Origin of the sequence: Iodidimonas gelatinilytica, assembly GCF_008579125.1 — a bacterium.
GTDB lineage: Bacteria > Pseudomonadota > Alphaproteobacteria > Sphingomonadales > Rhodothalassiaceae > Iodidimonas > Iodidimonas muriae.
In genome coordinates, this window is sequence record NZ_BKCL01000009.1 from 25710 (window position 1) to 46232 (window position 20523).

General features: G+C 56.3%; 19 protein-coding genes and 1 pseudogene. 15 read left to right on the forward strand and 5 right to left on the reverse strand.

What is annotated here, in order from left to right:
- Window positions 1-10: 10 nt before the first annotated feature.
- The 9 genes from JCM17844_RS11070 (at window position 11) to surE (ending at window position 7196) form a co-directional block, all read left to right on the forward strand.
- Complete coding sequence (locus JCM17844_RS11070) at window positions 11-697, forward strand: site-2 protease family protein (protein ID WP_150001072.1); 687 nt, start codon at window positions 11-13, stop codon at window positions 695-697.
- Window positions 698-702: 5 nt separating this feature from the next.
- Complete coding sequence (locus JCM17844_RS11075) at window positions 703-1566, forward strand: segregation and condensation protein A (protein WP_150001013.1); 864 nt, start codon at window positions 703-705, stop codon at window positions 1564-1566.
- Entirely contained in the window at window positions 1553-2284 is a 732-nt protein-coding gene (gene scpB, locus JCM17844_RS11080) for an SMC-Scp complex subunit ScpB (protein ID WP_150001014.1), read from the forward strand. The genes JCM17844_RS11075 and scpB overlap by 14 nt, the downstream gene beginning before the upstream one ends.
- Window positions 2281-3330, forward strand: a complete 1050-nt coding sequence (locus JCM17844_RS11085; protein WP_150001015.1) for an ABC transporter ATP-binding protein — start codon at window positions 2281-2283, stop codon at window positions 3328-3330. The genes scpB and JCM17844_RS11085 overlap by 4 nt, the downstream gene beginning before the upstream one ends.
- Window positions 3331-3438: 108 nt before the next feature.
- Entirely contained in the window at window positions 3439-3714 is a 276-nt protein-coding gene (gene tatA / locus JCM17844_RS11090) for a twin-arginine translocase TatA/TatE family subunit (protein WP_150001016.1), read from the forward strand.
- A gap of 37 nt (window positions 3715-3751) precedes the next feature.
- On the forward strand, window positions 3752-4294 hold the full coding sequence (tatB, locus tag JCM17844_RS11095) for a Sec-independent protein translocase protein TatB (protein WP_150001017.1): 543 nt from the start codon (window positions 3752-3754) through the stop codon (window positions 4292-4294).
- Window positions 4287-5108 carry a twin-arginine translocase subunit TatC gene (gene tatC / locus JCM17844_RS11100; RefSeq protein WP_235898982.1) on the forward strand — a complete coding sequence of 274 codons (822 nt, stop codon included), beginning with the start codon at window positions 4287-4289 and terminating at the stop codon, window positions 5106-5108. Before tatB ends, tatC begins: the two co-directional genes overlap by 8 nt.
- 31 nt (window positions 5109-5139) lie before the next feature.
- Window positions 5140-6411, forward strand: a complete 1272-nt coding sequence (gene serS / locus JCM17844_RS11105) for a serine--tRNA ligase (RefSeq protein WP_150001019.1) — start codon at window positions 5140-5142, stop codon at window positions 6409-6411.
- Window positions 6408-7196: a 5'/3'-nucleotidase SurE gene (gene surE, locus JCM17844_RS11110; protein WP_150001020.1), complete on the forward strand. Its 789-nt coding sequence runs from the start codon at window positions 6408-6410 to the stop codon at window positions 7194-7196. Before serS ends, surE begins: the two co-directional genes overlap by 4 nt.
- A 9-nt stretch (window positions 7197-7205) precedes the next feature.
- On the opposite strand, the gene JCM17844_RS11115 is transcribed toward surE, so the two are convergent.
- A complete protein-coding gene (locus tag JCM17844_RS11115; protein WP_150001021.1) occupies window positions 7206-8516 on the reverse strand; it encodes an MFS transporter in 1311 nt (436 codons plus the stop codon).
- 127 nt (window positions 8517-8643) lie between these two features.
- On the opposite strand from JCM17844_RS11115, the gene JCM17844_RS11120 reads away from it, so the two are divergent.
- The 3 genes from JCM17844_RS11120 (at window position 8644) to JCM17844_RS11130 (ending at window position 12509) form a co-directional block, all read left to right on the forward strand.
- On the forward strand, window positions 8644-9675 hold the full coding sequence (locus JCM17844_RS11120) for a YncE family protein (protein ID WP_150001022.1): 1032 nt from the start codon (window positions 8644-8646) through the stop codon (window positions 9673-9675).
- A gap of 41 nt (window positions 9676-9716) precedes the next feature.
- Window positions 9717-11867 carry an acylase gene (locus JCM17844_RS11125; RefSeq protein WP_150001023.1) on the forward strand — a complete coding sequence of 717 codons (2151 nt, stop codon included), beginning with the start codon at window positions 9717-9719 and terminating at the stop codon, window positions 11865-11867.
- A 123-nt stretch (window positions 11868-11990) separates the two neighbouring features.
- Window positions 11991-12509, forward strand: a complete 519-nt coding sequence (locus JCM17844_RS11130; protein ID WP_150001024.1) for a hypothetical protein — start codon at window positions 11991-11993, stop codon at window positions 12507-12509.
- Here the strand turns inward: JCM17844_RS11130 and moaB are convergent.
- The 4 genes from moaB to JCM17844_RS11150 are packed head-to-tail and all read right to left on the reverse strand — an operon-like array spanning window position 12496 to window position 15733.
- Window positions 12496-13026 (reverse strand): molybdenum cofactor biosynthesis protein B, encoded by a 531-nt coding sequence (gene moaB / locus JCM17844_RS11135; RefSeq protein ID WP_150001025.1) that lies wholly within the window; start codon window positions 13024-13026, stop codon window positions 12496-12498. The genes JCM17844_RS11130 and moaB overlap by 14 nt on opposite strands.
- Window positions 13013-13495 carry a transglycosylase SLT domain-containing protein gene (locus JCM17844_RS11140; protein ID WP_235898983.1) on the reverse strand — a complete coding sequence of 161 codons (483 nt, stop codon included), beginning with the start codon at window positions 13493-13495 and terminating at the stop codon, window positions 13013-13015. Before JCM17844_RS11140 ends, moaB begins: the two co-directional genes overlap by 14 nt.
- Window positions 13477-14901 (reverse strand): hypothetical protein, encoded by a 1425-nt coding sequence (locus tag JCM17844_RS11145; protein ID WP_150001027.1) that lies wholly within the window; start codon window positions 14899-14901, stop codon window positions 13477-13479. The genes JCM17844_RS11140 and JCM17844_RS11145 overlap by 19 nt, the downstream gene beginning before the upstream one ends.
- Window positions 14894-15733 carry a uracil-DNA glycosylase gene (locus JCM17844_RS11150; protein ID WP_150001028.1) on the reverse strand — a complete coding sequence of 280 codons (840 nt, stop codon included), beginning with the start codon at window positions 15731-15733 and terminating at the stop codon, window positions 14894-14896. The genes JCM17844_RS11145 and JCM17844_RS11150 overlap by 8 nt, the downstream gene beginning before the upstream one ends.
- A 240-nt stretch (window positions 15734-15973) precedes the next feature.
- On the opposite strand from JCM17844_RS11150, the pseudogene JCM17844_RS11155 reads away from it, so the two are divergent.
- From JCM17844_RS11155 to JCM17844_RS11165, 3 genes and pseudogenes are all read left to right on the forward strand, one after another.
- Window positions 15974-17628: pseudogene (locus tag JCM17844_RS11155) on the forward strand (electron transfer flavoprotein-ubiquinone oxidoreductase).
- A gap of 215 nt (window positions 17629-17843) precedes the next feature.
- On the forward strand, window positions 17844-19517 hold the full coding sequence (locus JCM17844_RS11160) for a tetratricopeptide repeat protein (RefSeq protein WP_150001029.1): 1674 nt from the start codon (window positions 17844-17846) through the stop codon (window positions 19515-19517).
- Entirely contained in the window at window positions 19514-20359 is an 846-nt protein-coding gene (locus JCM17844_RS11165; RefSeq protein WP_150001030.1) for a 4-(cytidine 5'-diphospho)-2-C-methyl-D-erythritol kinase, read from the forward strand. The genes JCM17844_RS11160 and JCM17844_RS11165 overlap by 4 nt, the downstream gene beginning before the upstream one ends.
- The last annotated feature ends 164 nt before the right edge of the window (window positions 20360-20523 follow it).

A 20523-nucleotide genomic window follows, 5' to 3' on the forward strand; every position in this document is an offset into this window, starting at 1 on the left:
TGACGCGATGATGTCAGGATTGGGCGAAACAATTGCGCAGATCGCGGTTTGGGCGCTGCCGGTGCTCCTTGCGGTGACATTGCATGAAGCGGCCCATGGATATGTGGCGTGGATCCGGGGCGATGATACCGCCAAAAAAGCAGGGCGCCTGTCTTTGAACCCAATGGTGCATATCGATCCTTTTGGCACCATTGTGCTGCCTTTGTTGTTGATTGTGTTGACCGGTTTTGCCTTTGGCTATGCAAAGCCCGTCCCTGTGGATGTGCGGCGCTTATACAATCCCCGTCGTGACATGATTCTGGTGGCGCTTGCGGGGCCGGGAACCAATCTGGCTCTGGCTTTTCTTGGGGCGGCTTTGTTGCCTTTTGCTGTGGCGATTGGCGGCGGATTTGGCAATTGGGCCGTGCAAATGCTGCATGTGATGGTGTTTTTCAATTGCCTGATCGCGATTTTCAATATGCTGCCCATTCCTCCCCTTGATGGTGGGCGTGTGGCCGTGGGTCTGCTGCCTTATGATCTGGCGCGCCACTATGCCAAACTTGAGCGCTATGGCTTTTTCATCGTTATTGGCGGACTGTTTCTGCTGCCCATGCTTTCGCGGGAATTGGGGCTGGGTTTCGATCCGGCGCGCAGCTTGTTATTGGTGCCCAGCCAATGGCTTTATGACGGTATTTTGTCGGTATTACGGTTGGGGTAAAGGCCATGACGGCGCAACCGGATGAAGGGCAGCAGCATAATCTGGACGGGTTCGACGGACCATCCGATGCGGCTCGTGCCCGCCAGAACTCCGCTGTATCACCCGATGCCCTGATTTTGGATGTGGACGGGTTTGAAGGCCCGCTGGATGTTCTTTTGATGTTGGCCCGCAGCCAAAAAGTGGATCTGGAAAAAATCTCGATCCGGGCCTTGGTGGAGCAATATCTGGCCTTTATCTCCGAAGCGCGGAAATTGCGGCTTGAATTGGCGGCGGATTATCTGGTGATGGCGGCGTGGCTCGCCTATTTGAAATCCCGGCTTTTATTGCCCAGACAAGACGATGCGGAAGAACCCAGCGCCGAAGAATTGGCCTTGCGCCTGCAGGTGCGTCTGCAAAGGCTTGAGGCCATGCGGGAAGCGGGGGCCGCCTTGATGGCGCGGGATAGATTGGGCCGCGATGTGTTTACCCATGGTGCGCCGGAAGGTCTGGCGGTGGATTATCATGCGGTTTATGACACCAGCCTTTATGATCTCTTGCGTGCTTATGCGGATATTCGGGTGCGGGGGTCTGTGACCTCGATGCACATCGCCAAGCGGCCGGTCTATGCGCTGGACGAGGCCGTAAGGCGCTTGAATGATCTGGTGGGCGGCGCGTTCAACTGGACGCAATTGCGCGATTTCTTACCCACTCATCTGGATGACCCGCGGATGCGCCGGTCGGCTCTGGCCAGTATGTTTGTGGCCAGTCTGGAATTGGCACGCACCGGACGCGCAGATATTCGGCAAATGGTTGCCTATGGGCCACTTTATGTCCGGCGGCGTGATGATGCGGGCTATGACAGCATGGAAAGCGATAATGATGAGCGGTGAAGAGGCCAATGCCACCGATGGGGCTGAAGATGTCCAGGCAAATCATGTGCGGATGGTGGAGGCCATTTTGTTTGCGGCGGACCATCCCATGACGCTTTCCGATATTGCGGCCTTGATACCGGAAGAGGGGGATGCTGCAAAGGCGGTGGCCTTGCTTGAGCAAAGCTATAAGCATCGCGGTATCGTGTTGGCATCGGTCGGGGGCGGATATCAATTTCGCACCGCAGCGGATTTGTCTTTCTTGTTGCGTCGGGAAAAGGACGACCCGCGTAAATTGTCGCGGGCTGCGGTGGAAACCCTTGCCATCATCGCTTATCACCAGCCGGTGACACGCGGCGAGATCGAGGATATTCGCGGGGTCGGTTTGTCCCGCGGGACTTTGGATGTGCTGATGGAGGCGGGATGGGTGAAACCCCGCGGGCGTAAGCGTTCACCGGGGCGTCCTTTGATGTTTGGCACCACAGACAGCTTTTTGGCTCATTTCGGACTTGAGAGTCTGGATGCGCTGCCCGGCCTTGCGGATCTTAAGGCCGCCGGCCTTCTTGATACGGTGGATGAGGCTTTGGACAAGATGGAGAGCGAAACCGTGCGGGCGCAAGAAGACAATGAAGATGAAGCCCAGATCGATCTTGAAGAGGCCATTGCCCTGTCATTGGAACGCGATGTAGCGGATTCGGGAATGGAACCGACACTGCCCTTTGATGAGGAGCAACCATGAGCGGTGCGCTGGATCTTCAGGATGTGCAGTTCGCCTATGATGGGGACGATGTGGTGCGCGGCGTTTCCCTTACGGTGGCACCGGGGGAGATTGTCTGTCTGCTTGGTCCTTCGGGCTGTGGGAAAACAACCTGCCTTCGGATAGCGGCGGGGCTGGAGCGGTTGACGCGGGGCACGGTGCGTGTAGGCGGGCGGCAGGTGGCTTCCAAAGATGTGCATGTGCCCCCCGAACAACGCCGGGTTGGTCTTGTGCTGCAGGATTTTGCGTTGTTCCCCCATCTGACGGTGGCGCAAAATGTCGCCTTTGGTGTGCAGAACCGCGATAAAAGCACGCGGGACCAACAGGTTCTGGACCTTCTGGATCACGTGGATCTGAAAGCCTATGCCGATGCCTGGCCGCATCAGCTTTCCGGCGGTCAGCAACAAAGGGTGGCGCTGGCCCGTGCCTTGGCGCCCGAACCCTATGTGATGTTGATGGATGAGCCTTTCTCCGGTCTGGATGTGACCTTGCGCGCCGATGTGCGGCAAAGGGCCGTGGCTGTTTTGAAAAGCCGGGCGGTTCCCACGCTGATCGTTACCCATGATCCCGATGAGGCATTGGCGGTGGCGGACCGCATCATCATCATGCGGGACGGGCGGGTTTTGCAGGCGGGAACCCCCGAAGAGGTTTATCTCAAGCCCGCAGACCCTTTTGTCATGACTTTTTTCGGCGCCCCGAATCATTTGATGGGATCGGTGCAGAATGGCAAGGTAGCCACGCCTTTTGGGCCGATTTCCGCGTCCCCCTCTCTTGAAGGCGAAAATGTTGCTATTTATTTCAGAGGCACGGCATTAACCCTTGCAAAACCGGGTGATGGGGTTCCTATGCGGGTGGAAGATGCCCGGCTTTTGGGGCCGGTCCAACGGCTCATTTTAACGTCCGATGGGCTGGATGCGCCATTAATCATGGAACAGCCCCGCCGACATGCGGTAAAGATTGGAGAGATGGTTGCTGTCTGTGCGACTTTGGATGAATTTCATATGTTCAGCGCAAACACTCATGGGTAGAAAAACCTTGTCGAGGTTAAATCAACCGCATTGCCTATGCTCTGTGCTTTTGGCAAGATACGGTTTCCGGCCTCTCAATTGGCCGATTGGTTTTTAGGAGAAAACTGAATGAGTATTGGTTTTTGGCAGATTGCTCTCATCGCTGTGGTGGTGGTGCTGCTGTTTGGGCGTGGCAAGATTTCGGAATTGATGGGCGACGTGGCCAAGGGCATCACCAGCTTCAAGAAAGGCTTGAAGGACGATGGGGATGAAGCGGAACAACCCATTCCCGAAAATGCAACACCAGAAGAACGGAAAGCCATCGCTGACAAGCGTGCGGCCCATGTGAAAGCGGCGGATGTAAAGACGTCTGACGCCAAAGATGCCACGCAAAAAGGTGCCTGAGGGCATTTTTACGGTCGTATTGAGATAAGGCTTTTGAATGTTCGATATTGCCTGGACCGAAATGCTTGTCATTGCCGTTGTCACGATCGTGGTCGTGGGGCCAAAAGATTTGCCAAAGGTGATGAAAGCTGTGGGCGGGTTCATTGCCAAAGCCCGGTCTTTGGCTGGTAAGTTCCAAAGCGATATGGATGCGTTGGCCCGGGAAACCGAATTGGATGAGTTGCGCAAGCAAGCGCGCGCCTATCAGGCGACCCTTTTGGACCCCAAGCGCGAACTTCAGAAAATGATCGATCCCTCCACCGGCGAAGAAGTGAAGCCTGCGCCGAAAATTTCGGAGCTGACGGTGGGCGGCAATGGCGGGCCGCGCCCTTATTCCGGGTCAACGAAAGTGGTGCCAGAGACGACAGACCCGGCCTTGGGACCGGCGACACCAGCCCCAGAGGGCAGCGATGCGCCAAAAGACGCCAATGCAATCCCGTTAGGGGCTCAGTCTGCGCCGCAAGCTGTTTTGGCTGGCAAGCCCGACGGCGATACTGACGATGAAGGCCCAGAAAAGAAAAACGAGGGCCATCGTGGTTGAGCAAAAGAAAGCAACAACCGGGACCGACGATTCTGAGGTCGATGCCGGCAAAATGCCTTTGATGGCGCATCTGATGGAATTGCGTTCGCGCTTGATGTGGGCCTTGGCGGGGATTTTTCTGGCCTTCATCGGCTGTTGGTTCGTGGTGGACCCCATCTATAATTTTCTGACACAGCCTTTGGCCGATGCGCTGGCCGGCCATGAAGGTCGCCGGATGATTTTCACCGCCCTCCATGAAGCCTTTTTCACCAAGCTGAAGGTGGCCTTTTTCGGAGCGGTGTTCCTCGCATTCCCGATCATTGCCATCCAGATATGGAAGTTCGTGGCACCGGGGCTTTACAAGCACGAGAAAAAAGCCTTTCTGCCGTTTCTTCTGGCCACGCCCATTTTGTTCGTTCTTGGGGCTGCCCTTGTTTATTATCTTGTGATCCCAATGGCCTGGAAGTTCTTTCTCGGCTTTGAACAGGCTGCGGGGGATGGCCATTTGGCGATTCAGCTTGAAGCCAAGGTCAGCGAATATCTTTCTTTGATCATGAAGCTGATTTTGGCCTTCGGTTTGTCTTTTCAGCTTCCGGTCTTGCTCACTTTGATGGGCCGTGCCGGGTTGATCACCGCGGATGATTTGCGGGAAAAGCGCAAATATGCCGTTGTAATCACCTTTGCGGTGGCCGCTTTGATCACTCCGCCGGATCTTATCAGCCAGATCGGGCTTGGCATTCCGATCCTGCTGCTTTACGAGATATCGATCATAGCCATAGGGATGTCGGCGCGCCGGGCTGCGCGTGCAGATGATAAGGCCGGTGCTGCATCCTGATCCGCTTTCATCGTCGGTTGGACAGATATAGATGCTCGATATTTCCCTTTTTCGTGAAGACCCTGAAGCCATTGATGCGGCACTGGCACGCCGGGGTGTTGCCCCTGTGGGCGCCAAGGTTGCCGCGTTGGATAGCCGTCGTCGGGCGCTGTTGACCGACATTCAAAAAGCGCAGGCTGAACGCAATGAAACGTCAAAAGGCATTGGCTTTGCCAAGCGTGAAGGCCGCGATGCTCAGGATCTGATGGATGCGGTTTCGGCCCTGAAAGAAAAAATGGCAGGGCTGGAAGCCGACGAACGTGCGGTTGCCGCCGAACTGGATGATCTGTTGTTGGGCATCCCCAATGTGCCGTTGGACGATACCCCCGATGGGGCCGATGAGGCCGATAATGTGCAGGTGCGCGTTCATGGCGAAAAGCCGCACTTCTCCTTTGCCCCGAAAGAGCATTTCGAACTGGGGGAAGCCCTTGGCTTGATGGATTTTGAAGTGGCGGCCCGTTTGTCTGGCTCGCGCTTTGTGGTCTTGAAAGGCGGTCTTGCGCGGCTGGAACGGGCGCTTGGCCAGTTTATGCTGGACCTTCAAACCACAGAACATGGCTATGAAGAAGTGGCGACCCCTTATCTGGTGCGTTCCGATGCCTTGATCGGGACCGGACAGCTTCCGAAATTTTCCGAAGATTTGTACCGCGCCGGTGATGAACATTGGTTGATCCCGACGGCGGAAGTGACCCTGACCAATCTGGGCCGTGAACACATTCTGACGGAAGAAGACCTTCCAATCCGGGTGACAGCCCTGACACCGTGTTTCCGCTCGGAAGCGGGGGCGGCGGGACGTGATACACGCGGCATGTTGCGCCAGCATCAGTTCAGCAAAGTTGAACTGGTGTCGGTGACCACGCCTGAAGACTCCCGTGCTGAACTGGACCGCCTTGTGGGCTGTGCCGAAGAGGTCTTGAAGCGTTTGGGCATTGCCTATCGGGTGATGCGCTTATGCACCGGAGATATGGGCTTTTCAGCGCAAGCGACCTTCGATATCGAAGCATGGCTGCCGGGGCAAAACACCTATCGTGAAATCTCTAGCTGTTCTTTATGCGGTGATTTCCAGGCACGGCGGATGCGGATGCGCAGCCGTGGCAAGGCGGAAAAGAAAACACGCTTTCCCCACACGCTCAATGGCTCTGGACTGGCATTGGGGCGCACATTGATTGCCGTGATGGAAACCTATCAGAATGAAGACGGCTCCATCACCGTACCCGAAGCATTAAAGCCCTATATGGGCGGGATGGACAGAATAACTCCATGAGCAGGCCTATTTCCACAAAGCGTATTCTGGTCAGCAATGACGATGGCATCCACGCCACCGGTATCCGGTATCTGGAAGCCATCGCACGGGAATTGTCGGACGATGTGTGGGTGGTGGCCCCGGATTCGGAACAATCCGGCGCCGGACATTCCCTTACGCTTACGGAGCCTTTGCGGCTACGGCAGGTGGATGAAAAGCGCTTTGCGGTACGCGGCACCCCCACCGACAGCGTGATGCTGGCGGTCAATCATATCATGAAGGACCAGCGCCCGACGCTGGTGCTGTCCGGCATCAATCGCGGGGCCAATCTGGCGGAAGATGTTACCTATTCCGGTACGGTGGCGGCTGCCATGGAAGGCACTTTGGCGGGTATTCCCTCCATTGCGCTAAGCCAAGCCGTCAAGCCCGCACCGGTGCTCACCAATTGGAGCGCCGCAAAGGCTTATGCCAAATCCATGATCGAAAAAGTGGTGGCTCAAGGTTGGCCGGTAGAAACCCTGATCAATATCAATTTCCCGTCGGTGGATGCGGATTTGGTAAAGGGCGTGCGGGTGACAAAGCAGGGCCAGCGCGATTTGGGGCAATTGAATGTGGAACAACGCACAGATATGCGCGGGGTTCCTTATTACTGGTTTCGCCTGTCGCGGGAGCCGGGGCGGCCTGCTCAGGAAACGGATTTGAAAATGGTGCGCGAGGGATGGATTTCCATCACGCCGCTGCATCTCAATCTCACACATTCAAAAACGCGGGATGCTTTGGCAAAGCCGCTGGATGAAACTTTCTGATCTTGCGGCCTAATCCTGCTGCACTTCATCAAGGCCCGATGCGGCCCAGGCGGCCAAAAGCCCCATAATGGCAAACAAAACGAGCACGGCACTTTCGCTCCAAATATAGGCAAGACCGCCAAAGCCCCCGCCCATGATGAGCAACAGCCCGATCATGGAATTGGAGAGTGCTGTATAGGCGGCGCGGTGATCGGGGGTGGCCATATCCACCAGATGCGTGGAACGCCCCAACCGCACCCCTTGATGGGCGATCATCAAAACGAACAGCACAAAAGGCATCAACAGGGGAAGGCCGATCATCTGTGGGGCCCATATTCCAAGGCTCCCTGCGATTCCAAGGGGGAGACTGGCCAACAACCCGGTGAGCTGCAGCACTTTGCGGCTGGACCGATCGGATATGCGCCCCCAGACATAGGTGCTCACCAAAGATGCGAGCGCAGAGGCCAGCACGAACAGGCCCAATTCTCCCAGTTTCCGGCCACTTTGTTGACCACTGAGGGCGAGCAGAAAAGGCGGGCTGAGCGCCGTTGAAAGCAGCAATGCGCGGGTGAGAATGAACCGTCGAAGCTGGCGATCGCGCTTTAATAACCCGAATTGCTCGATCACCAATGGCAGAGCGTTTTTCCCGCCTTCTGTGGCCCCCGGTTTTTCCTTGAGTGTGGCAAAAAGAACGGCGGATATCCCCCATAAGCCACCGGCGCATATCAAGGCGCTGGCGATGACGGGGACGGATTTGTCCAAGATCCCGCTGCTTAATAAAGTGCCGAACAGCAAAACGAAGGCGGCCGCTACTGTGCCGGCGGTGCCTGATGCCGTGCCACGGGTGGATTTGGACAAGGTTTTGCCCAGAACATCTTTATAGCTGACCGAACAAAGGCTGCGGGCAAGGGCAAAAAGGGATAATAGCCCCACAAGGGTCCAGCCTGCCATGCGGCCCTCCATAAAGAAGGCCGTCATCCCCATCCCAATCACCGAAAGGCCCTGAACGGCGCTGCCAAAAACCCATATCCATTTGCGCACCGGCAGGGCGCGGATGGCGGCGGAAATGAAAAGCTGCGGCACCAAAACACCGGCTTCGCGGATGGGAACCAAAAGGCCGATGAAAAAGGCGGGGGCCCCCAAAGCGCCAAGCAGCCAGGATAAAACCAGTTTCGGATCGGCCAATCCATCGCCGGTTTTTGTGGCCGCCAGACTGGCGATATGGATAAGGAAGTTCCCCGGCTGATCCTTGCAGGCAGATTCGGGGATGTCGCGGCACAAACGCCCCTCATCGTCTCCGGTTAAAAGCTGGTGGATCGCCTCTTTTGCGGTGGTCGTCATTCTGGATCTTTTCAAATATATCCGGGAGCGATTTTGTATATCGGCATTTCCCGCACATGGGTAGACAAGTGAATGCGGACAGGTAATTGTTGAACAGGATTTATTCGTGTTTTGAAAGGGCGACGGGATGGGGAACGGTCTGGCAAGAGCGCTGTCAGTTGGAGCGATTATTTGCCTTTCGGCCCTTGGCTTTTCAAGCGGGATTGCTGTGGCGCAAACATTGGTCGTTGGCAATAAAACGGCAGACACCCTAGGCTTCATCGACATTTCATCAGGAGAAATGCGCGCCGTGCGGGCCACCGGGCATGGGCCGCATGAAGTGGCCATCTCCCCTGACGGGACGGTGGCTGCGGTCGTCTCTTATGGATCGGCCAAACAGGCAGGCCATACCATCGGCCTGTTCGATGTGCAAAGCGCCACGCCTTTGAAGGTGATTGATCTGGGAAAGCACACCAAACCGCATGGCCTGCTGTGGATGCCCGATGGCGAAAGACTGGTGATCACCGCAGAAGGCAGCGGTTCGTTGCTTTTGGTGAAGGCGCAAACGGGAGAGATCCAGCATGTGATCGCCACCGGCCAATCCGGCTCGCATATGGTGGCGTTATCACCGGATGCACGGCTGGCCTATATAAGCAATTTGGGGTCCAATTCCTTTACGGTGATTGATCTGGAAACAGGCAAGCGCCTGACCACCATCAAGGCGGGCCTTGAAACGGAAGGCATAGCCGTGACCCCGGATGGCCGTGAAATCTGGGTGTCCAACCGGGCGGCGGATACGGTCACGCTGTTTGATGCGGATGGGTATGAGCCGCTGGCGATCATTGAAACAGGGGAAATGCCGATCCGGGTGGCGATCAGCCCCGATGGCCGTTTTGCTGCTGTGTCCAATGCCCGTGATTCCACCATCAGCGTGATCGACACCGAAAGCCGAACGGTGATCCAGACCATTCCGCTTTCGTCTTCTGGTCAGGCGGCGGCCCTGATGCCGGTGACGCTGCTCTTTTCGCCGGATGGAACGCGGCTTTATGCGGCGCTTACCAATGTGGCCGAAATTGCGGTGATCGATACGGCCACTTGGCGGCAAACAGGGCATTTCAAAGCCGGGGCCGGGTCCGATGGTCTGGGCTGGTCGCCCTTGGCTTTGCTGGCAGAGAAATAAAGCGTTACAGTGCTTTATCGAAATTGCCAATCGGGGGCATCATGATCAAACGCATTGCTATTGGTTCGGGTATGGCGGTGGTTCTTGCCAGTTGCCTCGTGGCTGTGATCGCTTGGTCGCCTTTGCCGGATTTCAATGCGGACGCTGCCATAAAGGCCGCGCAATCCTATAATGCCGAAGTGATCCGCGATGAGTATGGCGTGCCGCATATTTTTGGCGCCCGCGATCAGGATGTGGCCTTTGGTCTTGGCTATGCCCATATGGAAGACGATTGGCAAACCATAGAGACGGTGGTCTTGATGGCACGCGGAGCCTTGGCCCGCCGCGATGGCGCCGATGCCGCCCCCACAGATTATCTGGTGCGCATGTTCGGGGTGCAAAAGGCCGTGGCCGCGCGGTATGAAACCGATCTTGGCCCAAAGATGCGCGCGGTTCTGGAAGGCTATGCCGCCGGGATCAATCTTTATGCCGCCGATCATCCTGATCGGGTTAATCCCCTTGCTTTACCGGTTTCGGCGCAGGATGTGGTGGCGGGCTTTGTGTTTCGCGCTCCCTTTTTCTATGGGCTGGAACGTGTTTTGAAGGATTTGTCGCAAGATGATCCTGAACAAACCGCGTTCAATGATGCCATTCGCACGGCGCTTCATTTAAAGGCCGGTGCGCATCTTGGCTCCAATGCCATGGCCGTGGCCCCCGGTCGTTCGGAGGATGGGCACACCCGTTTGATGGTGAATTCCCATCAGCCCTATACGGGGCCGGTGGCATGGTATGAAGCGCATCTCCAGTCCGATGAAGGCTGGGCTGCCAATGGGGCGCTGTTTCCTGGCTCGCCGGTGATGCTGGTGGGGCACAATCGGGATCTGGGGTGGGCGCATACGGTGAACGAGCCGGATCTGGTGGATGTTTATCGGCTGGAAGTGGATGATGTCGATGATCCCGTTCGCTACCGCTTTGATGGGGAGTGGCGCGCCTTGGAGCGTGAGACGGCTCATCTGCAGGTGCGTCTGTGGGGACCATTTTCATGGACCTTCAAAAAACCGCTTTATCGCAGCGTGCATGGCCCGGTTTTGAAAACGCCCAAAGGGGTGTTTGCCATCGCCTTTGCCGGAGAAGGGGATGTGCGGGCGGTGGAGCAATGGTACCGCATGAACAAGGCAGAAAGCCTGACAGGCTGGATGGATGCCATGGCGATGATGGCGGTTCCCAGCCTGAATACGGTTTATGCGGATAAAGCGGGCAATATTGCCTTTGTTTATAATGCCCGTATTCCAGACCGTGCGCCCGGTGCGGATTATGAGGGTATTTTGCCCGGCAATGATCCGCATTTGGTATGGCGCGATGTGCGGCCCTTTTCAGAGGTGCCAAAGATCGTCAATCCGCAATCGGGTTATCTGGTGAGCGCCAATAGCACCCCCTTGCGGGCCAGTGATGTGGCCGATGATTTGAAGGAAAGCGATTTTCCGCCGGATTTGGGCATTGAACGCCATCTGACCAATCGCGCTTTGCGGGCCTTGGCGCTGTTTGGCAAGGATACATCCATCAGCGCCGAAGAATTCCTGCGTTATAAATTCGATAAGACCTATGCGCCGGGGTCCAATATGTCGCGTTTTGTGCGCTATATTTCGGGCCGTGATTTCCGCGACCAACCTAAGCTTTTGGAAGCGCAGCAGCTTTTGCTGGATTGGGACGGGACGGCGGAATTGGAAAGCGAAGGCGCGGCTCTGGCCATTCTGGGCAGCCTGAAAGCGGTGCATAGCTTTGAATTCAAGGGCTGGGATATGGACCCGGTGGAAGCCTTTGAGGAAACGGTGGATGCGTTGCACAAGCATTATGGAACCGTTCATGTGCCTTGGTCGAAAATCAACAAGGTCTATCGCGGCGATCAAGAAACAAGCCTTGGAGGCGGGCCGGATACCTTGCGCGCGGTTTATGGCGGCAATAGCCTGGCAGAGGATGGCACTTTGCACGGCATGGCGGGGGATAGTTATATCCAGCTTGTGGATTGGGATGAAAACGGGCAGGTGAAGGCATGGGCCGTGCATCAATTTGGATCGGCCACATTGGATGAACGCTCCCCCCATTATGGCGACCAGCTATCCCTTTTTGCTGCGGAACGATTAAGGCCTGTCGATCAAAATATGCCGAGCCTTGCATCGAAGGCCAGCAGCCGCTACCGCTTGCCCCGGCGATAAGGATGGCGCACAGTTATCGCAGGTGGCTGATATCGGGCAGGACTGTCTTGTTTTCGCCTTGGCTTGACGCATAAAATAAACCGCAAGACGGCTTCTGACGATCATTCTGGTTGTGGAAAAGAGATGAGCACAAACAAGGGAAAGGGGGCGGGTGCAACCATTCTGGCAGGGCCGGGCCTGATTCGCCAGCCTTCGGCGGTGGCCGAACGGTTGGACGATAAATTGTCCGGGATGGTCGCTGCCTTGGAAGATATTGCCAATTGCCCCACGCCGGAAGCGGGTCCGGGCCTTTCATCGAATTTCGATCTGCCTGAAGGATTGGACCCGGGAGCGCGGCTGCTGCGCTTTTGCGATGCCTTGCGCGAAATGAGCGGCCCCTTGCTGTTCGATCTGGCCAAAACCTATGTGGATGTAGTGCGGACCCAGCGTTTGTCGCCGGATGCCCATATCAATTTGTTCGAGCAGCGCACCACGGCCTTGATTGACTATTTTGTAGAGTTGGCACAGGTGCATGGGGTGGCTTTTGCGACCCGTGAAGGCCCTTTGTCGCCGGATTTTGTCGAACAGACACTGGCCGGCCTGCGGGGCAGTCTGGATGAAGATCGGGATAGCGCCCGGTTGGCGGCGCTCAACCTTCATTGAGCCGGGGCATCAGCTCCACGAAATTACAAGGCCGGAAACGGTTATCCAATTGATCGCGCAGAATTTTATCCCAACCATCCTTGCAGGCGCCAGTGGAGCCGGGCAGGGCAAATAAATAGGTGCCGCCGGCAACGCCCCCGGTGGCGCGGGACTGGATTGTGGATGTCCCGATGATCGGATAGCTAAGGGCGCGAAATAGTTCGCCAAAGCCGGGAATGGCCTTGTCATATAAGGCTTCAAAGGCTTCCGGTGTGACATCGCGCCCGGTAACGCCGGTGCCGCCCGTAGCGATCACAACATCCACATCGGATGATACAATCCATGCTTTCAGATGTGATTGAATGGCCGCAATATCATCGGCAATAATGGCCCGGTCTGCCAGCCTGTGTCCGGCACGAACAAGCCTGTCCACAAGGCAATCGCCGGATGTATCGGTGTCCGGGGTGCGGCTGTCCGATACGGTAAGAATGGCGATGCCAACGGCAATGAATGGGCGGTTTTCGTCAATTCCCGGCATGAATTTCGGCTCTTGTTGTATTGGTGGGGCTGCTGTTCGCAAATCGGTGGGGCGTAGCATTGTCCAGCGTTTCATAAACAGGCCAGGCATTTGATGCAACGGCATCAAGGCTAGGGGTGGGCTGCCCCATCTGCATGCGGTAAAGCCACAGATTGGATATCACATTCCCGATGAAATTGCGGGTTTGCTGGGCGGGAAGAGATTCAATGAACAGCAATGGATCATTGCGATAATCGGTTTTTCTGCGCCAGCGCGACAGATTCCCCGGACCGGCATTATAGGCGGCGGCCAACATGAACAGATTGCCTTCCACCACCGAAAGATCGGCCAGATGTTCGATATAACGTTGCCCCAAAGCCATATTGAAATCCGGATCATAAAGGCGGCTGCGCTTCCATTTCAGGCTGCTGTCGCCGGTCAGATAGCTGGCGGTTTCCGGCATCACTTGCATCAGGCCAGACGCCCCCACATGGGATAAGGCCCGCGAAGAAAACTGTGATTCTTGCCGCATGAAGCAAAAACAATGGCCCGGTCCACGGTAAAGCCGCCATCGGGGGCCCAATCGGGCAAGGGATAATGAAGGGCTATGGGCAAATCCGCATCGCGCAAAGCCCGCGCCACACGAAGCTGGCTTGCGGGCAGTTTCAACTGTGCGGCAAAGGCGGCCAGCACCGGCCAGTCCTTGCGGTTCGAGCGGCCAAGAGCCAAGCGCAATTCCAGATCGGCCCGCAGGCTTTCGCCAATTTCCACAAGGGCAATGGCGCGGCGCACCGAGGCATTTTTCAAAATCGTTTTCAACTGGGCGTCATCGGGCGGTGGCACCGTCCAATCATATCCCGGATCAAGGGCAAGCTGCCGCATGGCGATCAGGCCATAAAAGGTTTCCCGTTCTTTGGCCGCCAAGCGCAAATGTGCGGTTACCGCTTTGAACCGGCCACAGGATTGCGCAGAGCGGGCCGCCCAATAGGCTCCGGCGGAGCGCTGCCAGCTTCCGGCCATGGGGGAATGGGAAATGCCGGAGAACAGGTCGAGAGCCGTTGCACAATCGCCATAGCGCCATGCCGCCAGCCCGCCATACCAGCGGGCATCTTCAGCATAATCGGGCGAAAGATCTGTGGCCATTTTGGCTAACAACAAGGCTTTGTGGTCATCGCCATCGAAAAAATGCGCAAAGGTCACTTTGCCAAGGGCTTTGGCCGCTTCATGGGGGGCCAGAATATTCAGCCGTTCCATGGCCCAATAGCGCTTTTCCGCCCGGTCCGGATTGCGGCGGCGCATCTGTCTGTCGACGATTTTGAAAAAATCCCCCACCATTTTCTTGGTGGCGGCGCTGCGTTTGGGGGCTTTTGGCAAAGATGGCCGTTGCGGCGCACCGCCATAAATGCCCCGTGCCGGGACCGGCTTTTTGGGGGCCGCGGCGTTTCCTTGGCGTTTTTTGGCCAGCTTATAGATGCGGGTTGCATCGGGGTGATCGGCATAGGCCGCCATCCAATCGCGTAATTCCGCATAGCGTGACCGATAAGCGGTGGGGTGCATATAACGCTGGAACAGCACATGCCCCATCAAAATGGGGTTTTCCAATTCTTTGATCAGGGCATCGGCCTGTCGCCACTTGCCATCGGCCTGCAGGTCGAAGATGGAGCGGTAAAGGGCTTGATCGTCCGGGCTGAGGATCGACGGCGTGGTATAAAATGCGCCATTACCCGTCAAAACAGCCGGGCTGGATGTGCCGGTGGTTTTGCTGGTGTCATTGGCCCATGCGGGCGCATATGGTGCGGCCACCACCATTGCCGCAGTCAAAAAGACAGCGGAAAAGCGTTTCAGAATACCAAAACAGGAGCGGCGGAAAACCGGGTCAAAAGATTGGTCAGGCATTGTCGCCCTTATTTTTTGCGTCCAGCTTTTCGGATAAGGAAAGAAGGTCTTTCCACGCATCGGCTTTCAGGCGCGGCTGCCTTAAAAGATAGCTGGGGGCATAGATTGGCAGCACTTGGATATTGCGCTGTCCTATCTCCAGTGTTTTCCAGCGTCCGTGCAGCTTGCTGATGCTCGCCTCTATTCCCAATAAAGCCGTGGCGGGCAGGGCGCCAAGACATATCAAAAAGTCCGGTGCCACCAGCTCGATATGCCGCCGGATGAACGGCAGACAATGGGCAAGCTCCATGGGAGAGGGAGCGCGGTTCCCCGGCGGACGCCATGGGATAACCGTGCCGAGATAAGCGTTTTCTGAACGGTCAAGACCGATGGCCGCCAGCATTTTATCCAGCAATTGTCCCGCTTGCCCGGAAAAGGGCGTGCCGGTGCGATCATCATCCTTATCGGGCATATCGCCCACGCACATCACCTTCGCTGTGGGGACCCCATCGGCAAATACCGTGGATAAAGCCGTCTGTTTCAGCCCGCATTCTTCATAGCTGTTGATGGCGGCTTTTAAATCTTCAAGGCTTTTACAGTCAGCGGCGATCTGGGTGGACGCCAAGACCCGCGGGGCGGCGGCGGGACGAACCGCTGCCGGGCCTTGTCTTGCGGTGGCGGTTTGCGGTGCTTGGGCCTGGGTTGCAGATTGGGGCAGAGGCACGGCCTGAGATTGGGAAAACCGGTCAATGGGCGCATCGGCAATGGCTTCGTTCACGCCTGCGGCCAGATACCAGCCGAGCAATGCCCTGGCATCGAAACTTTGTCCGTCATTGGTCAAATGCTGTGTCATGATGCGGTATACTTACTGGATCTCTGCAAAAAGCTCGTTAACACGCGTTCGGTGTCTTGTCATCCATGGAAGAAGCGGCCTTCCTTTAAAGGCAGCTTGTCACCTTCACGAGAAGAAAGCACCATCGGGTTTGACCAAGAGAGGTGAGAACGGGCATAAAGCGTGCAAAGCGCTTATATTGTGAATGGTTAAGAGTATCATATCCGGATTGGATATGTGTGTGGATGGAAAGGATGCGGGATGGAACGCGAGGCCATGGAATTTGACGTGGTGATTGTAGGGGCAGGCCCTGCGGGGTTGGCTGCGGCAATCCGGTTACGCCAATTGGCCGAAAAAGAAGGCCGGGATGTGAGCGTGTGCGTGCTGGAGAAAGGCTCCGAAGTGGGGGCGCATATCCTGTCGGGCGCGGTTGTGGACCCCGTTGGCTTGATGAACTGATCCCCGATTGGCGCGATAAGGACTGCCCCATGTCCACTCCGGTGAGCGCGAATCACCATTGGTTTTTGGGCGAGTCCAAAAAAATCGACATGCCGCATTTCCTGTTGCCGCCCCTGATGAATAACAAAGGCTGCTATACGGGCAGCCTTGGCAATATGTGCCGCTGGCTGGCAGAGCAGGCGGAAGCCTTGGGGGTCGAGGTTTATCCCGGCTTTGCCGTTTCTGAAGTGCTTTATGATGAAAATGGCGCGGTGCGCGGTGTGGCCACCGGCGATATGGGAATTGCCAAGGACGGGTCGAAAAAAGCCAGCTATGAGCCGGGCATGGAGCTTCATGCCAAATACACATTCTTTGCCGAAGGGGTCCGCGGGTCGCTGACCAAAGGTCTGTTCGAGAAATTCAATCTGCGCGATGGGGTGGACCCGCAGACCTTTGCCATCGGTATCAAGGAATTGTGGGAAATCGATCCCGCCAAGCATCAGCCGGGCACGGTGATCCACACGCAAGGCTGGCCGCTGACCGATGTGGCCGGGGGCGGTTTCATCTATCATCAGGAAAACAACCAACTGGCCATCGGCTTTGTGGTGGCTCTGGATTATGCCAATCCGCATCTTTATCCCTTTGAAGAAATGCAGCGCTGGAAAACCCATCCGGCGATCCGGGCGCTTCTGGAAGGGGGGCGGCGCATTTCTTATGGTGCGCGGGCCATCAATGAAGGCGGTTTGCAATCTGTTCCCAAATTGGTGTTCCCCGGCGGCGCGCTGATCGGCTGCTCGGCAGGTTTTGTGAATGTGCCGCGTATCAAGGGATCGCATACAGCCATCAAAACCGGCATGCTGGCGGCAGAGGCTGCCTTTGCGGCTCTTGGTGAAGGCCGGGAAGGCAAAGATGAACTGAGCGCCTATCCCGAAGCCGTGCGGGCATCATGGGTGTGGGATGAATTGAGGCAGGTGCGCAATGCGCGCCCGGCATTGGCGAAATTCGGCATCACCCTTGGCACCCTTTATTCCGGCCTTGATCTGTGGCTCAATTCTTTGAAGCTCGGCTTTTTGGTGCCTTGGACCTTCAAAAATCATGCGGATCATAGCGCCATCCGTCCGGCAAAGGAGTGTGAAAAGATCACCTATCCCAAGCCCGACGGGGTGATTACGTTCGACCGGTTGTCATCGGTGTTTTTATCCAACACCAATCATGAAGAAGACCAGCCATCCCATTTGCAACTCAAAGATCCCGAGGTGCCCATCAAGATCAATCTGCCGATCTATGATGCGCCGGAGCAACGCTATTGTCCGGCCGGGGTTTACGAGATTGTCGGGCGGGAAGAAGGCAAGCCGAAATTGCAGATCAATGCGCAGAATTGCGTGCATTGCAAAACCTGTGACATCAAGGACCCCACACAGAATATCAATTGGGTGGTGCCCGAGGGTGGCGGTGGGCCGAATTATCCCAATATGTAAGGGCCTTTTCTTCGCGCGATATTGTACGTGGCGGAGCAGGATGGCCGACGGAAGGCGGGGCGTCGGTGGCGCATGGCGAACTGGAGCGGAGACAAATTGATGCGAAAAACGCGTGCGGCCTTATGGGTTTTTGGTGCAGTGTTGCTGTCGGGATGCGCCATGACGCAGCAAGATGACAACCCTTATGGCTATGTCACGAGCCTTATGCTGGCGAGATGGATTTTGGCAATTATGTTGCTGGCCGTTTTGCCCATCAAATTGGGGACCCGCGCGCTGCGGATTTCTTGCTGCGTGCTGCCGACCAAGATCCGCAGAGCACGGTTATTCTAAGCCAAGCCTTTCTTACATTATTGACCGATGGGCGCTTTGCCGATGCGGTGGCGGCGGCCAAGCGTTTGCATGCACAAGGCAGCGGCAACACATTGGCCGTGCTGTATTTGGCATTGGATGCCTTGAAATTTGAACGCTATTCCCAAGCTCAGGCCTATCTTGAGGAATTGAGCGCCAATGGTTTTGAAATGCTGGCGGTGCCCATCACTCAAGCATGGGTACAGGCGGCTCAGGGGCATCGAGACGCGGCTTTGGAGGCTTTGTCTCCTTTAGAGGCGATCCCGGCCTTAAGACCCTTTGGGGCAACGCATCGGGCGTTTTTGCTGGATTATCTGCGTGAAGACGATGCCGCGCAAAGTGCGTATCTGGAAGCCTTGCAAGGGGCGCAGATTTCCTCCTTGCAGCCGGTGGTATCTTATGCCGCTTTTTTGCAAAGATTGGGCAGAAGCGACGATGCCATTGCGATGCTGGATGAGTATCTGAAGGCTTTTCGTAATAATGTCTTTTTGCTGGATGCCCGTGATCGGTTGGTGGCCGGAAAGCCTGTCACGCATTTGGCGTCAACTCCTGCGGGTGCTGTCAGCCTTGTGATGTTCCGCGCGGCGGGCGAACTGGGCCGCGATGATGCCCCGCGCCCTGCCATTATTTATGCCCGTTTGGCGTCTTATCTCTCGCCGGATATGGGCGATGCCCGTTTGCGATTGGCGGCCATGCTTGCGGATGCGGACCTTTATAGCGCGGCGCTTTCGGAATTGAGGAAGATCAACGAAGATGCCCCGGAATTCGATGCGGCGCAATTGCAAGCCGCGTGGATTCATCAACAATCCGGTGATTATGAAGAGGCGATCACCGTTCTTCTGGATTATTTGTCCATTCATCCGGAAAATGTACGTGGATGGGCCGCCCTTGGGGATATTCACCGCAGCAATGAAGCCTATGAGAAGGCGGTAGAGGCTTATCAACGGGCCATCAATCTGCATACGGCGGACAGCGATGTGCAGGCTTGGTTTTTGCACTTTACGCGCGGCATCGGCTATGAGCGGATGGGTGATTTCGACAAGGCAGAAGCGGATCTTTTGAAAGCATTGGAGCTTAATCCCGATCAACCGCAGGTGCTCAATTATCTGGGATATAGCTGGATCGATCGTGGCCTTCATTTGGAACGCGGAACGGAAATGATCGAACGGGCGGTGGAATTGCGCCCCAATGACGGCTTTATCATTGATAGTTTGGGCTGGGCATATTATCTGCGCGGCGATTATGAAGAAGCGGTGCGGCATTTGGAACGTGCCGTTTTATTGGAGCCTTCGGACCCTACTTTGAACGACCATTTGGGGGATGCCTATTGGAAAACCGGCCAACGAAAGGACGCGCGTTTCCAATGGACCCATGCCTTGGCTGCTGATCCCGATGAAGAGGCGCGTCAGCTGATCATTGACAAGCTGGAGGTGGGGCTGGAATTGGCGCTGACCAGCCAAAAAGACCAAATGCAGGCCGATAAGCATATGGGCCAACAGGATGTGGCCAAGGTCGAAGATGGGCAAGCGCCAAAGCCATGATGCAGAAAGACGTAGGGATTAAGGTTTTCGCCCCGGCGAAGATCAATCTGTATTTGCACATCACGGGCCGTCGGGAAGACGGTTATCACTGTCTCGATAGTGTGTTCTTGTTCACAGGGCTTGCGGACGAGCTGGTGATGACGCCCGCTGACGAGATGCGTCTGGTGATTGATGGCCCCACATCTGGCGCTTTGGCCGGAGAGGCTGTGGACGATAATCTGGTATTGCGTGCTGTGCGCTTGATGGGCGAGGCTATGGGCGTATCGCAAAAACTGGATATCCGTCTGACCAAAAATATTCCTGTGGCTGCAGGCGTTGGGGGCGGGTCGGCAGATGCTGCGGCGGCCATGCAGGGATGCGCTACCTTGTGGCAAAACAAGGAACAAGCCCATCGTCTGTCATCAAACCGGATGATTGAACTGGCGGAGCATTTGGGCGCGGATGTGCCGCCGTGCCTTGATGGCAAGCCGGTGCGTGTCGAAGGGATCGGGGAAGAGCTCAGCTCTGTTGGGGCCGCGCCTGATTGGGGTATTCTCCTGGCCAAGCCCAATGTGGCGATGCCAACGCCCGCTGTCTTCAAAGCCTATAAAAACAGCGGTCTGCCGTTTTCTGCCGCGCTTGAAGATGGTCCATTCTGGACGGATGTGAATTGGCTGAAAACCGTGGCGCGCAATGATCTGGAAGCGACGGCTTTGGCGCTTCAGCCAGAGATCAAGATGGTGATCGGCGCATTGGCTGCGCTGCCCGGTGCCCGTTTGGCGCGGATGAGTGGCTCCGGAGCACATGTTTTGCCCTTTTCGACAGCCCGGAAGAGGCTCTTGCCGCCCATGCGGATTTCGTGAAAAAACACCCCCGCTGGTGGAGTTGGGCCGGCGCGACATTTGAATGAGACGCTTTCCACATGATAGTGGTTGTGGGAAGGTCTTGCTTTTCTGTATTGTGCACGACAATCGGTGATCGTCATGCTGGAAATCCGGCACGATGATCGCCCCAAGAGATATTCAGG

What these genes read in the sequence shown, in the direction of transcription:
- JCM17844_RS11115 (WP_150001021.1), bottom strand. Translation starts at nt 8,516, where the DNA reads ATGACGACCACCGCAAAAGAGGCGATCCACCAGCTTTTAACCGGAGAC.
- JCM17844_RS11165 (WP_150001030.1), top strand. Translation starts at nt 19,514, where the DNA reads ATGATGCAGAAAGACGTAGGGATTAAGGTTTTCGCCCCGGCGAAGATC.
- moaB (WP_150001025.1), bottom strand. Translation starts at nt 13,026, where the DNA reads ATGCCGGGAATTGACGAAAACCGCCCATTCATTGCCGTTGGCATCGCC.
- serS (WP_150001019.1), top strand. Translation starts at nt 5,140, where the DNA reads ATGCTCGATATTTCCCTTTTTCGTGAAGACCCTGAAGCCATTGATGCG.
- JCM17844_RS11145 (WP_150001027.1), bottom strand. Translation starts at nt 14,901, where the DNA reads ATGCCTGACCAATCTTTTGACCCGGTTTTCCGCCGCTCCTGTTTTGGT.
- JCM17844_RS11075 (WP_150001013.1), top strand. Translation starts at nt 703, where the DNA reads ATGACGGCGCAACCGGATGAAGGGCAGCAGCATAATCTGGACGGGTTC.
- JCM17844_RS11130 (WP_150001024.1), top strand. Translation starts at nt 11,991, where the DNA reads ATGAGCACAAACAAGGGAAAGGGGGCGGGTGCAACCATTCTGGCAGGG.
- surE (WP_150001020.1), top strand. Translation starts at nt 6,408, where the DNA reads ATGAGCAGGCCTATTTCCACAAAGCGTATTCTGGTCAGCAATGACGAT.
- JCM17844_RS11085 (WP_150001015.1), top strand. Translation starts at nt 2,281, where the DNA reads ATGAGCGGTGCGCTGGATCTTCAGGATGTGCAGTTCGCCTATGATGGG.
- JCM17844_RS11150 (WP_150001028.1), bottom strand. Translation starts at nt 15,733, where the DNA reads ATGACACAGCATTTGACCAATGACGGACAAAGTTTCGATGCCAGGGCA.
- scpB (WP_150001014.1), top strand. Translation starts at nt 1,553, where the DNA reads ATGATGAGCGGTGAAGAGGCCAATGCCACCGATGGGGCTGAAGATGTC.
- JCM17844_RS11070 (WP_150001072.1), top strand. Translation starts at nt 11, where the DNA reads ATGTCAGGATTGGGCGAAACAATTGCGCAGATCGCGGTTTGGGCGCTG.
- tatA (WP_150001016.1), top strand. Translation starts at nt 3,439, where the DNA reads ATGAGTATTGGTTTTTGGCAGATTGCTCTCATCGCTGTGGTGGTGGTG.
- JCM17844_RS11160 (WP_150001029.1), top strand. Translation starts at nt 17,844, where the DNA reads ATGGATTTTGGCAATTATGTTGCTGGCCGTTTTGCCCATCAAATTGGG.
- JCM17844_RS11120 (WP_150001022.1), top strand. Translation starts at nt 8,644, where the DNA reads ATGGGGAACGGTCTGGCAAGAGCGCTGTCAGTTGGAGCGATTATTTGC.
- tatB (WP_150001017.1), top strand. Translation starts at nt 3,752, where the DNA reads ATGTTCGATATTGCCTGGACCGAAATGCTTGTCATTGCCGTTGTCACG.
- JCM17844_RS11125 (WP_150001023.1), top strand. Translation starts at nt 9,717, where the DNA reads ATGATCAAACGCATTGCTATTGGTTCGGGTATGGCGGTGGTTCTTGCC.